A 13369-nucleotide genomic window follows, 5' to 3' on the forward strand; every position below is an offset into this window, starting at 1 on the left:
CGCCGGGTGGGGGGTACGCGCGCGGCTTGACACGGCTCCCCCGCGGTGCGGGCGATGACGCGTCCGGCCGTTCGGGCCCGGGGGTCAGCGGTGCTTTCGCCGGGCACCCGACGCCGCCGGGCGCGAGCCGGCAGGCCGACGGGCCGGGTGCTTGGCGCGGGCCTTGGGCCCGGCCCGCTTCGCGGCCGCGCGCGCGGGCTTCGGGGCCTTCTTTGCTCCTGGCTTCGCCCTGGTTCGGGGCTTCGACGTCTTTGCGGCCGCGCGCCGGGGCGCGGCCGGGGCGGCCTCCACGCCGCCGACCGGGACGAGCTCGAACATGGTGGTCGGCGCCGGCACCCCGGCACCCTTGACGGCGCCCGGAAGGATGCGAAACACGGGGCACAAGAACACCTCGATCCTCCCCCCCCCGGGGGCGAACAGCGCGGGGAGGTGCAGTGTCCGGAGCCCCACGATCGTCAGCGGTCCGCTCGGCGGCGTGGTAAGCCATCTACGCACGGTGTCATAGGCCGGCGTGCTGGGGGCCGCGACGGCAGTGATGCGCGTCCGGCCGGCAGCGTCCCCGAACGCGAAGAGAAACGGCCGGCCGTCCACGAATTGGCTCCGTCCGCCATAGAACTGGCCGGTCATATAGACGTACGCGGTTTCGGTGACCGGGGCGTGCCTGAACGTCATCGTGCCGCCGGTAAACGCCACGCGGGTCGATGGCTGGAAATCTGGGAATGGCATCGGGTGGACGCTCTCGACCTGTGTCCACTCCGCTCCACCGGGGGCATCGACGGGGATCGGCGGAAACGTGAGCCCCCGTTCCGTCGTGACGCTCCGCACAGGATGGATCTCCAGCAGTCGGGGTACGGCGGGGTGCGTGCCCGAGGCGTGGTCAGGCAGCAGGCGCAGCAGCCCCGTCACGGTGACCCGCTGCTGCGTGGCGATCACCTCGTCCAGGAGTTGCGCGTACTGGCTGTGGGCGGTTCCTCCGGCGTCGAGCGCGCCCGGCCGGATTGTGTTTTGGATCACGCACGCGATGATGCCGCCGTCGGACTCCCCGGTAGAGGGCGCCAGGCCGAACGCCACACCGAGCCCGTACTCGCCTTCGGGGCCGCGGGCGGTGACGTGTCCCTCCACGCTCACGTCAACCCCCGGTGTGAAGCGAAGGTAGGCGAGGGGTTCGGCTCCCGACACGACGAGATCCGGTTGGTCCGTCGATCCCGGCATCATCCGGACGGCGCTGAGCACGCGCAGGAGATCCGCCGGCGTCCTCACGTCGATCCGTCCGGCGGGGCGGGCCGGCGTGTGCTGCCGCATCTCGTCCGAGACGAGGATCGCGCGGGCGATTTCGCGCATCGGCGTGCGCGAATTCCGGCTCTGCCGTTGGATCCGCAGGAACGCCTCCTGCTCGTCGATGCCCTCGCGCTGCATCAAGATGCCCTTCGCTCGGTCCACCAGCTTGCGGGTCTCGAGGGTCTCCTTGAGATTGCCCACTTCCTGCTGGAGCGCGCGCAGCTCAGCGAAGCGCGCCATCGCGACTTCGATCACGGGAACCAGCTCGGCCTCGCGCACCGGCTTCACGAGGTAGGCGAGCACGCCGGCCTCCTGGGCGCGCTGCACGAGGTCGCGCTCGCTCCACGCCGTGAGGAGGATGATCGGCCGCGGCTGGCGCGTCATGATCGTGGACGCCGCCGAGATGCCGTCGAGGCCAGGCATCTTGATGTCCATGAAGATCAGATCGGGGGCGAGTTTGCCGGCGAGCGTCACCGCCTCCTCGCCGTCCCCGGCTTCCCCGACCACCTTGTAATCGTGTTCCTCGAGCATCGTCCGCAGGCCCATACGGATGACCGGCTCGTCGTCGGCGATCAGGATGCGCATCGCGTCGATCATGCTACACTCCCGCCGGCCGTGGCATCGTGATCACCGCGCGCGTGCCGCCCGCGTTCGTGAAGTCGATCCGGCCCTTGAGGTCATCCCGAACGAGCGTGTGCACAATCTCGAGCCCCAGGTCGCCGGACCGATCGGGGGAGAACCCCGGCGGCAGTCCGATCCCGTCGTCCTGGACCTCGACCCGCAGCGTGTCGCGTCCGGCCGCGAGCGTGATGAGCACCGTGCCGTTGGTCCGCCCGTTGAACGCATGCTCCATCGCATTCTGCAGCAGTTCGTTGACGACGAGCGCGAGCGAGGTCGCCTGCCGGCTGGGCAGACTGACGTCGTCGCCGGTGACCTTGACGGCGAGCGCGAACCCGGGCGGGGCCATCGTCTGTGAGACGGTCTGAGCCACGTGCTCGAGCATCTCGCGGGCGACGACCTGGCGTACGCCCTCCGCGGCGAGAATCTCGTGCACCGCGGCGATGCTGAGGATCCGGTTGATCGTCTCCGTCAGCACCTCGCGGCCGGAGACCTCCCGGCCGTCGCGCAGTTGCAGGCGGAGGAGCATCGCGATCATCTGCAGGTTGTTCTTGACGCGGTGGTGCATCTCGCGGACCATCGCCGACTTCACGACCAGACTGGCGTTCTCGATCGCAAGCGCGGTCTGGTTGGCGAGGGTCTGCAGCATGTTGATCTCCGACTGGGTGAACTGGTGCCGCCGCGCCGTGTAGCAGTTGATCACGCCGAGCGTGCGGTCTCGTACCCGAAGCGGCACCGAGAGCAGTGACCGCACGTGGGGCGGCTCGACCAGCTCGTGCGCGAGGAAGCGGGGGTCGCTGGCGAGGTCCAGGCTCGCCGCCGGCTGGCCGCTGGCCGCGGCCTCTCCGGGAATACCCTCCCCGGCGCGAAGGGTGCGGCGGGGGCGGCTCCCCGATGGTTCGGGGTGGGCCGCGGCGAGCACGAGCTCATCGCCGTCGAGCAGCATCAACGTGCACATCGGCGCGTCGAATACCCGCGCGGCCATCTCCACCACCAGCCGGAGGATCTGCTCGAGGTAGAGCGGCGAGGTCAGCGTCTCGCTGACCTCGGCGAGCGTACGGAGCTCCATGATCTGGCGCCGCATGCTGTCGTACAGGCGCGCCTTCTCGAGGGTGCCGCTGGCGAGGTCGGCGATAATGCTGAGCAGCTCGACCTCGTCCTCGCCCCACTCGTGCGCGCCGGTCGTTTGGACGTTGATCGCGCCGAGCACTTTGCCGGCCACGGTCAGCGGCACGGCGAGCAGCGACTGGAACAGCACCTCGTGCGTCTCCGGGAGGAGCTTGAAGCGCGGATCCGCCGCCGCGTCGGTGGAGGCGACGGGTTGCCCCGTGTCGGCCGCCCAGCCGGTCAGGCCCTCGCCCAGCCGAAGGCGGGCGCGGCCGATCGCGTCCGCAGCGAGGCCGGTCGTGGCGTTGAGGACGAGGTACTCGCGTGAGGCGTCCAGGAGGTAGATCGAGCAGCTGTCCACCCGCATGACCTCCGCGGTCGTGCGGGTGATCAGGGTGAGCGTGGTGTCGAGGTCCAGCGCGGCGCTGATCGCCCGGCTGATGGCGCGGAGCGCGGAGATTTCCGCCGTCTTCCGGGCGAGCTGTTGGGTCGGACCGTGTTCTCGGGTACGCTCGTGCGTCATCGCCCCTCCGTGCGACACCGCACCCTCCCGCGGCGGGCCCGTTCGTGTTCGACGGGCCGCGGGGCCCCGGCGCGGGCGTCTGAAGCCGGGTGGTCCTCCGCGCTGCTCGCGCGGCGTCCGCCGGATCGGTGTGTCACGGGTGCTTGCCCGACGGGGCCAACGGTGTCGCGGCGTGCGCGGCGGGCATCATCCGCGCGGCGGCCTCGATGTCCTGCGGCTTGAACGCGCTGCGGCGGTTCACCGCGACCGCCCACGCCATCAGGCCGAGCGTGATCACGACGACGGCGACGCGCACCCCCACGTTGATCGGGGCGATCGTCACGGGGGCGATGAGAATGCTCACGAGGTTCATGACCTTGATCAGCGGGTTGAGCGCGGGGCCCGCCGTGTCTTTCATCGGGTCGCCGACGGTGTCGCCGATCACGCCGGCCTTGTGGTATTCCGTGCCCTTGCCGCCGAGGAACCCGTCCTCGATCTTCTTCTTCGCGTTGTCCCAGGCGCCCCCGGTGTTGGCCATGAACACCGCCATGAGCTGCCCCGTCAGGATCGCGCCGGCCAGGAACGCGCCGAGCGGGGCCGCACCCAGTGCCATCGCCACCATGATCGGGGCGCAGATCGCGACCACCGCGGGGGAGGCGAGCTCCCGTTGCGCGGCCAGCGTGGCGATGTCCACGCACCGATCGTATTGGGGCTTGCCGGTTCCCTCCATGATCCCAGGGATTTCGCGGAATTGGCGGCGGACTTCTTCGACGATTTGGAACGCCGATCGGCCGACCGCGCGGATCAGGAACGCTGACACCAGGAACGGGACCGCGCCCCCGATCAACAGACCGATGAAGATGAGCGGCAGGTTGACTTGGATGCCGATCCGCTCGAGCGCCGCCGCCGCCGTGGCGCCGCCCTGGGCGAGCGTCGCCTGGAGCCCTTCGGCCGAGGCCAGGAGGTTCGCCTGACCCACGAACGACCGGAACAGCGCCGTGGCCGCGAGCACCGCGCTCGCGATCGCAAACCCCTTCGTCAGCGCCTTGGTCGTATTGCCGGCCTGATCGAGCTGCGCGACGATGTACCCCGCGTCCACGCCCGTGCCCGCGCCGCGGTCGTGGGCGATGCCGGACATCTCGTAGATGCCGTTGGCATTGTCGACGATCGGCCCGAACGTGTCCATCGCCAGAATGTACCCGGTCATCGTCAGGAGGCCGAGGCCCGACAGCGCGATCCCGTAGCCCGCCAGGGCGAGGTCCCCCTGGAAGATCGTGAACGAGGCCAGGATCGTCGTCCCGATCGCCAGGATCGCCCAGACGGACGACTCGAGGCCGTACCCCAGGCCGGAGAGGAGGAACGTCGCGGGTCCGGTCTTCGTCGAGTAGGCCATCTCGGTGACCGCGCCCTTGTCCGAATGCGTGAACTGATCGGTCAGCCACTTGATGAACAGCGCCAGCACCAGGCCCGTGAGGAGCGCGAAGAAGAACCGCCAGTCGGTTGTCCGCGTCCGGGGATCCGTCAGGTAGAATGCGTTGACCAGCCCGAACCCCACGATCGCGGCCCCCGCGGAGATCCACAGCCCGCGCGTGATCGGGCTCATCGGGTTGCGCGTCTCGCTGCCGGCGCGCACGGCCCAGGTGCCGATGATCGACGCGAACACGCCGACCGCCTGGACGAGGAGCGGGAACAGGATGAGCTTCAGCGCGAACGCGGACGCCCCGGCCCCGTAGAGCGCGCGGAAGTGCGGGTCGAGCAGCGCGCCCGCGCCGAGAATGATTGCCGCGACGAGCGTGACCTCGTACGATTCGAAGACGTCTGCGGCCATCCCCGCGCAGTCGCCGACGTTGTCGCCCACGTTGTCGGCGATCGTCGCCGCGTTCCGCGGATCGTCCTCGGGGATGCCCACCTCGACCTTGCCGACCAGGTCCGCGCCGACGTCCGCGACCTTGGTGTAGATCCCGCCGCCGATCCGCATGAACGACGCCACCAGGGATCCGCCGAATCCAAATCCGATCAGCACCCGGGTCGCGTCTCCGCGGAACAGCACGAAGATGATCGTCGCGCCGAGGAGGCCCAGGCCGACGGTGAACATGCCAGACACCGTGCCCGCCTGGAACGCGGTCTCGAGCGCCTCCTTAAAACTGCGCGTGGCGGCGTAGGCCGTGCGCACGTTGCCGTGTACGGCCAGGTTCATGCCGACGTACCCGGCGCCGTAGCTGGCTAGGCAGCCCATCAGGAACGCTGCGGCGATGCCGACCGCGAGTGTGGGCGTGGCGTAGATGGGCAGGTAGAGCACGAACAGCGCGATCGTGATCGCGATGATGAACACGGACATCGTCCGGAACTGACGCCGGAGGTACGCCCGCGCTCCCTCCTGGATGGCCGCCGCCACATCCTGCATCGACGCGGGGCCCGCGCTCCGCCGCAGCACCCGCGCCCTCAGCCACCATCCGTAGGCGAGGGCAACCGCCGCCGCGGCCCCTACGAGCCACAAGAGAAGGGACTCGAGGCCTCCGAACGGCGGCAGTGTAACGCTGGATTCACTCATCAGAAAGCCTCCTTGCCCTGATCTGCGTGGAGCGCGGCGCCCTCTATGATACCAGGGCAAGGCAGGGCCATTCAAGAAAAATTGCCGTCCGAACGAGGAAAACGGGCATTTTTCGCCTGTTTTGAAGCGCAGAGCCGGATTTCGGCGGTGCGGCCCTCTGGTGTGGGCCCGGCGCGCGAAGCGCTCGTTTAGAGCATTGATCCTTGCTTATCCTTTCAGGGGTCCGGGGGCCAAAAACAAAATTTCAATCGGTAAATTACGCGAGGACCCGCGCCGCCGGGTGGTCCGATGGGGTGCGAGTGGGTCAGAGAACGGACGCCGTGACCGCCATTCAGGGCACTGGCCCTCTGCATAACCAACAGCCGCGGGGCGACGCCTTCGGACGTAATTGTGCGTTCGACGTCGAGTCACTCAGGGATCGGCTTCGCCGCGCAGGAACACTTAGTGCCCGGAGGGCGACGGCACGATGTCGACCTTGGCCCTGGTGTCGATCCCATGTTGCATAAAAAACCCCTGATTGACCTCCAGGGCGTACCGGTACTTCGCCTTCGGGCCGTATGTCGGGATTTCGTCGCTCGACGGATCGGAGGCAACCGGCATGTCGAACAGGCCGACGATGCGCAGCTTGCTGTCCATGAAGGCGATCGACAGCGGAATCAGAGTGTTCTTCATCCAAAACGGCACGTTCGTGTCGTCTCCGAAGACGAACAGCATCCCCGCGTCGCCCGCGAGGGAGGTGCGGCACATCAACCCGGTCTCCCTCGAGGCTTCGGAGTCTGCGATCTCGACCTGGACGCGCGTGGTTTGCCCGCGCTCGGCAAACGTGACGACGGCGTGGTTGTAGGTGAACGTCGGGACGGTGCAGTCCGCATCGGCACGCGGGCTGGTTGAACCGAACACTGCCAGCACGCAGGCGGCGGTCAACACCACGGTCAGTCTTCGCATCCGGTCCTCCTACGCGTGGTGGCCGACGCCGGCCGTGCGATGCCGCCGCATCAGTGTAGCATGCCGTCGAGCCACGCGAGGATCCGGGGCACGGCCGGATTGTCCGCGGCGTCCTCGATGTCGAGATGCGTGAATCCGGGAAAGATCTCGACCTGCACCTCGGCGGGAGGCGTCGCAATGTGGGCCCGATAGAACGCGGTTGTTTGCGGCCGCCGGAGAAGCCCGTTCCCGGCCCCGAGGATCAGCACAGGCAGCTTCGTATAGCGAATCTGCGTCAGGCTCGCGAACCGGCGCGCGAACTCGTCGCTGGTGTCGAGCCCGGCGGCGAGCCCCAGGTCAAGCACGAGCCGCCACGGGACGTACCACTGGGTGAAGTCGGCACCGGGCCGCAGCATGGCGGTGACCAACGTGCGCAGATCGACCCGCCCGCGCGGCTGGCTGCGATCGTAGGGAATCCACTGGATCAGCGCGTGGCCCGGCGCCGGCCGGCCACTGGCCAGGTCGAGCAGGCCGTCCCGGTTGATGTTCGCGGGGTCGGCGATGCGCTTGAAGACGCCGAGCGGCACACCGATCGACGCGCGCACAAACAGGTCGGGCTGCGTCTGATCTGACAGGATGCCCCCCAACAGGGCCTCGTTGGTGATCTCGAGTCCGTTCCTGGGGGCGAATGGAAGATGGCTCGCCTCGCTCGGGCGCAGGTACGCGTACGTCGCAACCACGTCGAGCAGGACGCTGTCCTGCGGGCGTGCGACCTCTTCCAGATCCGAGAACGGCGACGCGAGGCGGCGGATGAGCGCGCGGACGCCGGGGATGCGGGGGAGCAGCGGTATGCTCACGCCGTCCAGGTACTGGCCGCCGGTGAGACGCGGGATCAGCGACAGCGGGATTCCGTCAATGAGCAGGAGGCCACTGATGTCGCGCGCGCCGGCTCCCGGGGACGGCGCGGGGACGCCGTTGGCCAGCGGGACGGGGTCGGGTCCGGGGAGTCGATCGAAGTCGTACCCGGCGTACAGCGCCGAGAGGATGCCGCCCAGCGAGTGACCGCCGAGGACGATGCGCGCGCCGGGGTCCCGGCGGTGCGCCGCTTCCACGAGCGCGTGTACATCCCGCAGATGGACGTCGAGCCCCCAATACGCCGCGTAGGTCGCGGCATCGGCGGCGAGCGGATGGTACGTGTTCCCGTCGATCGGCATGCCGCCATAGTAGTAGCTCAGGGAGAAGTCCGGGTTCTCGTACGCGAGCGCCGCGACGACGCCGCGGCGATCCTGCAGCAGCGTGGCGCGAGGCGCCTCGACCCACACCTCGAGGTGGGCGTCGCGCGCAACGAGCTGCCGGGCTAGAATGTCCAGGGTGTTGGGTCCCGAGTTGAGGCCCGGGATCAGCAGCAGAATGACCGTGGGCGGGGGCGCGCCAGGCGCGAAATACCGGAAGGCCACCGCGTGGTTGTAGGGCTCGGGGGTGTGCGTCTCCTGTGCGCCCTGGACGTCCACGATCGCACGCACGACCGCGTCCGGGGACGGCTGTGCCTGGCCGGTGCCGCCGAGCGCGGCGCTGAGCAGAAGAACGAGCAGCAGCCCGATGCCGAGCCGAACGCCCATGTGTGGGAATACGTTTGGGGACGGGGAGGAAATGCCCTGCAACGCCGCGAACCCAGTGAGCCCCGTGGCTGACTATGACGTGATCGTGATAGGCGCCGGGCCCGGCGGTGCGGAGTCCGCGCGGACGGCCGTTCGCGCCGGGCTGCGCACGCTGCTCCTCGAGGAACACCCGACGGTGGGCGTCCCCAGCCACTGCACCGGCAAGCTGTCGTTCCACGCGTTCGACGAACTGGAAATCCCCCGCACGCTCGCGCACACGGCGGTCAGCGCGGCTGTGCTCTATTCGCCGAGCGGGGTCGCGGTGCGGGTCCGGCGGTCCACCGTGGACTCATATGCGGTGGATCGGATCGTGTTCGACCGGTGGGTTGCGCAACGGGCGCAAGAGGCCGGCGCGGAGCTGGTGACCGGGGTCCGGGTGACCGAGGCGGCGCGGGTCAACGGCAGCGTCGCCGTCCGGGGCGCGCGCGCCGGCCGCACGTTCGAGGCGCGCGCGCCTCTCGTGATCGACGCGGAGGGATCGGCCCCGCGCCTGCTCGAGATGTTGGGCGTCGCGATTCCCCGGCGGCACGCGTTCGGCCTGCAGTACCAAATCCGCGGCATCGGCGGCGTGGAACAGGACACGCCCGAGATGTTCTTTGGCGACGACGTCGCGCCGGGCTTTTTCGCGTGGCTGATGCCGGTGGGAAACGACACGAGCCGCGTTGGGCTCGCCGTGGATCCTCAACGGACGCCGCGCCGGCCGGTGTGGTACCTTGAGCGGCTCCTCGCGTCTCATCCGGCTATGCGCGGCCGCATGGCGGGCGTCGTGATCGAGCGGAAGGTGGCCGGTCGGATTCCGCTGCTGACCGGGACGGCGACGACCAGCGCCGATCGCGTGATCGTCGTCGGTGATGCGGCGGGGATGGTGAAGGCAACGTCTGGCGGCGGCATCTACTACGCGATGACCGCCGGCCGGATCGCCGGTCAGATGGCCGCACGGTACGTCGGCGGGGACGGCACAGCGCTCAGCGCGTACGAGCGCGGATGGCGGCGTCGCATCGGACGCGAAGTCAGGTTCACGGCGTTCAGCCGGCGCGCGATCAACCGACTGTCCGACGCGGAGCTCGACACCGTCATGCGCGTCATCGCTGAGAGCCCGCGGATCCTCGCGAGCATCGCGGACGCCGGTGATACCCAGTTTCAGTCCAAGTTGTTCGGCCCGTTGCTGCGCGGCCTGAGCGCGGCGATGGTCCGTCGCCCGGTCGTCGCCCCGCTCGTCGTCAAGGCGTTGGTGCAGGGTATGTTCGCGCAGATGTAGGGGTTCGCTCGGTCCAGCGACTCGGCGCTGCGTTGCGCCGGGAGCGTCGTCGCGCTCGCGCAGTCGGCCAGGGTGCACGAGCCGGTCCCGATCGCTTTGGCCTTGCGAGTCTCGCGCTTCGCCCATCTCGTCGGCGTGACCCCGGATGCCCGGAGCGATGCGGAGATTCCAGACCCGGTGTGCGCGCTTCTGTTCGGGTGCGGACCTTGGAACCCGTGTGCATGCGTAAGGAGAGAGGGCCCCCGGACGATCACCGGATGCCCTCTCGTCTCACTCTTTGGATGCGACGCGGGTCGATCGTCGCCGTATCGCGTGCGCGCCGCTGCCCCGGCGCGCTTCCTGAAGTGGAACCCTAATGCTTGGGTCTCAGGTCCGCGCCAAACGACCGCCGCAATGTTCTGCCGGACGGCTTTTTGACCTCTCCGAGGGACCGATCCCACGGAAACGGCCCCGCCTGGGCTCCGGGGGCCACCATCTGGCTCACCAGATCGATCTTGCGCGGTTTGGCGTTTCGTGTGCTGCCCGTCTGTCGTTGGTCTCTGCGCATCCCCATCCTCCTCGTCAACCGTGAAAGGACACTACAACCAGTTTAGCATGGCGACGCGCCCACGCGGTCCACGGCGCCGGCCGGCGGCGGCGTCTGCCCGGCGAAACGCACGGGACCGAGATCTAGGGATGTTCTGTGACTGGGGTGCGCGCGAGGAGCGCGTCGTGAATCGCCTTGATGCGGCGCGCCTTCGCCTGCTTGCTCCGCCGCGTCTTGCCTGAGGAAGGACGCTTCTTGATCCGGCGAACGCGTCTCATTAGCTTCTCCCTTCGCCGCGGGACGTGGGCGACGGTGGCGAGACACACCAACCCAACGCGACTCCCCAAGCATACCACAGTCCCGCCGGGTGCGCGATCAGAGGGGGCCGGCGAGTACCGGGTGCGGGCGCCCGGCGCCGCGGGATCCCACACGACTGTATCGCTTGCGTTTGTCCGAAAATCTGTCATACTAGAACGGCATCAGCAGACTGTGTGGTTAGGTGCAGCAGAGTCGGTTGGTAGCTTGGTACACCAGGTGGGTGAAAATCATGGCGGTCGGCACGGTCAAGTGGTTCAACGCAGAGAAGGGATATGGCTTCATCACTCCGGATGACGGGAGCAAGGATCTGTTCGTGCACTTCAGCGGCATCGTCGGCGAGGGCTACAAGTCTCTGAACGAAGGCCAGAAGGTCGAGTACGAAGCGACGCAGGGACAAAAGGGACCCCAGGCCAGCAACGTGCGGGTTACCGGCTAGCACACCAACATACTCACTCACGAACGCACCCGTGTAGTGCGAAGGGGAGGCGGCTCAATGCGGAGCCGCCTCCCTGCTCGTTTTTCGGACGCGACGTCGCGAGAAAGGCGGTCGCGGGTCGGTCCGTCGCGAGATGGCAGGATGCGCGTCCCGGTGGCGCGAATCCCGTTCCATGCGCATCATCGCCGATCTGCACCTGCACTCGAAGTTCAGCCGCGCAACCAGCCGGGACATGGACGTCGAGAATCTCACGAAGTGGTGCGGACTCAAGGGCATCACGCTCGTGGGGACGGGTGACTTCACGCATCCGGTGTGGCTGCGCGAGCTCAAGGCGAAGCTGAAGCCGACGGGTCGGGGGCTGTTCACCCACGGCGCGCAACACTTCATGCTGACCGTCGAAGTCAGCAACATCTACCCGCAAGGGGGGCGCCTCCGCAAGATTCACAACGTCATCCTGGCGCCGGGGTTCGAGGTCGTGGATCGGATCAACGCGGTGCTCGCCCGGTTCGGCAGCCTCATGGCCGACGGCCGGCCGACGCTGTCGCTGCCGAGCGACAAGCTCGTCGAGTACGTGATGGAGATCTCCCCGCAGTGCATGATCATCCCCGCGCACGTGTGGACGCCCTGGTTCTCGTTGTACGGGAGCAACTCGGGGTTCGATTCGCTCGCGGAGTGCTTCGGGGACCAGGCCAAGCACATCGCCGCGGCGGAGACGGGGCTCAGCAGCGATCCGCCGATGAACTGGCGGCTCTCGGAGCTCGACAGCGTCACGCTGGTCAGCAACTCCGACGCGCACTCCCCCGCGAAGCTCGGTCGCGAAGCCAACGTGCTTGACTGCGAGATGGACTACGCCGAGATCCTGCGGATCCTGCGCGAGCGCGACCGGTCCAAGTTCCTGTTCACGATCGAGTTCTTCCCGGAGGAAGGGAAGTACCATTTCGACGGTCACCGATCGTGCCAGCGCCGGTTGTCGCCGCAGGAGACGACAGCGGCGAAGGGACGGTGCCCCTCGTGCGGGCGCCCGGTCACAGTCGGTGTGATGTCGCGCGTGGAGGCGATCGCGGACCGCGCCCCGGGCGGCGGCGCCCAGGACCGCGTGCCGTTTCGAAACCTCATCCCGCTCGAGGAGATCATCGCCGAGGCCCTTGGGTCGCAACCCGGCACGGGCGGCGTGCGGGAAGAGTACTTTCGGTTGGTGCACGAGCTCGGCAGTGAGTTCGGCGTGCTCCTGGACGTGCCGCTCGAGGAAGTCGCACGGCACGCCCGCCCGCGGATCGTGGACGGGCTGCGTCGCGTGCGCGAGGGGCGCGTCGTGATTCGCCCGGGCTACGACGGAGTGTTCGGTGAAATCCACATCTTCGAAGGCGCCGACGAGGAGTCCCGCGTCGAACAGCCGGCGCAAACCAGCCTCTTCTAGCCCGGCGCCGGGCCACCCGCGTCCGCCGGCTCCGCGGATCGCCCGGGGCCACCCTGCCGTCGTGCTCCACCCCGACCGCGATGCGCGCATCCGCGCGGGCCACCTGTGGGTGTACCGTACGGACATCGCGCGTCTCGAGGGGGCGCCGGCGGATGGCGACGCGGTCGAGGTACTCACCGCCGGCGGCCGCAGCGTCGGCGTGGGTCTCCTCAATACCCGGTCTGTGATCACCGTCCGCCTGCTGGCGCCCGCCGGCCGGGCGCTCGACGAGGCGTTCTTTCGCGAGCGCCTTGAGAGCGCGATTGCGCTCCGTGCGCGCGTCGCCCCGGACGCGACCGCGTGCCGTCTCGTGTTCGGGGAAAGCGACCGCCTGCCCGGTCTCATCGTCGATCGGTACGCGGATGTGCTCGTCGTTCAGACGCTGACGCTCGGGATGGATCGCCGGAAGGAGATGCTCGTCCACCTGCTGCGGGATCTCGTGGGTTCCCGCGGCGTCTTCGCCCGCAACGATCCCGCGGTGCGCCGTCTGGAGGGGTTGCCGCGGGAGATGGGGTGGCTCGCCGGCGGCGGAGCCACGGAGATCGAGATCGACGAGGCCGGCGTCCGGTTTATCGTGGACGTGGCGCGGGGGCAGAAGACCGGGTTCTTTCTCGATCAGCGCGAAAACCGGGCGCGCGCCGCGGAGCTCGCCGCTGGCGGCACCGTGCTCGACTGTTTCTCTTACACGGGGGCGTGGGCGCTGCACGCCGTGCACCGCGGTGCAGTCTCCGTGACCG

11 protein-coding genes are annotated in these 13369 nt (G+C 68.7%); 4 read left to right on the forward strand and 7 right to left on the reverse strand.

What is annotated here, in order from left to right:
* Window positions 1-84 precede the first annotated feature (84 nt).
* From VKZ50_16420 to VKZ50_16440, 5 genes are all read right to left on the reverse strand, one after another.
* On the reverse strand, window positions 85-1875 hold the full coding sequence (locus tag VKZ50_16420; protein HLJ61311.1) for a response regulator: 1791 nt from the start codon (window positions 1873-1875) through the stop codon (window positions 85-87).
* 1 nt (window position 1876) lies between these two features.
* Window positions 1877-3526, reverse strand: coding sequence for a GAF domain-containing protein (locus VKZ50_16425; protein HLJ61312.1), 1650 nt, complete (start codon window positions 3524-3526; stop codon window positions 1877-1879).
* 133 nt (window positions 3527-3659) lie between these two features.
* Complete coding sequence (locus VKZ50_16430; GenBank protein HLJ61313.1) at window positions 3660-6056, reverse strand: sodium-translocating pyrophosphatase; 2397 nt, start codon at window positions 6054-6056, stop codon at window positions 3660-3662.
* Window positions 6057-6497: 441 nt separating this feature from the next.
* Window positions 6498-7001 carry a DUF192 domain-containing protein gene (locus VKZ50_16435; GenBank protein ID HLJ61314.1) on the reverse strand — a complete coding sequence of 168 codons (504 nt, stop codon included), beginning with the start codon at window positions 6999-7001 and terminating at the stop codon, window positions 6498-6500.
* A gap of 50 nt (window positions 7002-7051) precedes the next feature.
* Complete coding sequence (locus VKZ50_16440; protein ID HLJ61315.1) at window positions 7052-8599, reverse strand: hypothetical protein; 1548 nt, start codon at window positions 8597-8599, stop codon at window positions 7052-7054.
* Between the two features lie 64 nt (window positions 8600-8663).
* Between VKZ50_16440 and VKZ50_16445 the strand changes: the two genes are divergently transcribed.
* On the forward strand, window positions 8664-9896 hold the full coding sequence (locus VKZ50_16445) for an NAD(P)/FAD-dependent oxidoreductase (GenBank protein ID HLJ61316.1): 1233 nt from the start codon (window positions 8664-8666) through the stop codon (window positions 9894-9896).
* Between the two features lie 352 nt (window positions 9897-10248).
* On the opposite strand, the gene VKZ50_16450 is transcribed toward VKZ50_16445, so the two are convergent.
* Together VKZ50_16450 and VKZ50_16455 are read right to left on the reverse strand one after the other, a co-directional pair.
* Window positions 10249-10443, reverse strand: a complete 195-nt coding sequence (locus VKZ50_16450; GenBank protein HLJ61317.1) for a hypothetical protein — start codon at window positions 10441-10443, stop codon at window positions 10249-10251.
* A 122-nt stretch (window positions 10444-10565) separates the two neighbouring features.
* A complete protein-coding gene (locus tag VKZ50_16455; GenBank protein HLJ61318.1) occupies window positions 10566-10700 on the reverse strand; it encodes a hypothetical protein in 135 nt (44 codons plus the stop codon).
* 269 nt (window positions 10701-10969) lie between these two features.
* Between VKZ50_16455 and VKZ50_16460 the strand changes: the two genes are divergently transcribed.
* From VKZ50_16460 to VKZ50_16470, 3 genes are all read left to right on the forward strand, one after another.
* Window positions 10970-11176, forward strand: a complete 207-nt coding sequence (locus VKZ50_16460) for a cold-shock protein (protein HLJ61319.1) — start codon at window positions 10970-10972, stop codon at window positions 11174-11176.
* A gap of 172 nt (window positions 11177-11348) precedes the next feature.
* The gene (locus VKZ50_16465; GenBank protein ID HLJ61320.1) at window positions 11349-12593 is read left to right on the forward strand and encodes an endonuclease Q family protein; all 1245 of its coding nucleotides are present in this window, start codon (window positions 11349-11351) and stop codon (window positions 12591-12593) included.
* Window positions 12594-12654: 61 nt separating this feature from the next.
* A partial coding sequence (locus VKZ50_16470; protein HLJ61321.1) for a class I SAM-dependent methyltransferase occupies window positions 12655-13369 on the forward strand: 715 nt, incomplete at its 3' end.

This window comes from bacterium, from assembly GCA_035295165.1.
In the GTDB taxonomy this organism is placed as follows: domain Bacteria; phylum Sysuimicrobiota; class Sysuimicrobiia; order Sysuimicrobiales; family Segetimicrobiaceae; genus JAJPIA01.

Coding starts and splice junctions, on each gene's coding strand:
- VKZ50_16440 (HLJ61315.1), bottom strand. CDS start 8,599: ATGGGCGTTCGGCTCGGCATCGGGCTGCTGCTCGTTCTTCTGCTCAGC.
- VKZ50_16435 (HLJ61314.1), bottom strand. CDS start 7,001: ATGCGAAGACTGACCGTGGTGTTGACCGCCGCCTGCGTGCTGGCAGTG.
- VKZ50_16430 (HLJ61313.1), bottom strand. CDS start 6,056: ATGAGTGAATCCAGCGTTACACTGCCGCCGTTCGGAGGCCTCGAGTCC.
- VKZ50_16460 (HLJ61319.1), top strand. CDS start 10,970: ATGGCGGTCGGCACGGTCAAGTGGTTCAACGCAGAGAAGGGATATGGC.
- VKZ50_16465 (HLJ61320.1), top strand. CDS start 11,349: ATGCGCATCATCGCCGATCTGCACCTGCACTCGAAGTTCAGCCGCGCA.
- VKZ50_16455 (HLJ61318.1), bottom strand. CDS start 10,700: ATGAGACGCGTTCGCCGGATCAAGAAGCGTCCTTCCTCAGGCAAGACG.
- VKZ50_16450 (HLJ61317.1), bottom strand. CDS start 10,443: ATGCGCAGAGACCAACGACAGACGGGCAGCACACGAAACGCCAAACCG.
- VKZ50_16425 (HLJ61312.1), bottom strand. CDS start 3,526: ATGACGCACGAGCGTACCCGAGAACACGGTCCGACCCAACAGCTCGCC.
- VKZ50_16420 (HLJ61311.1), bottom strand. CDS start 1,875: ATGATCGACGCGATGCGCATCCTGATCGCCGACGACGAGCCGGTCATC.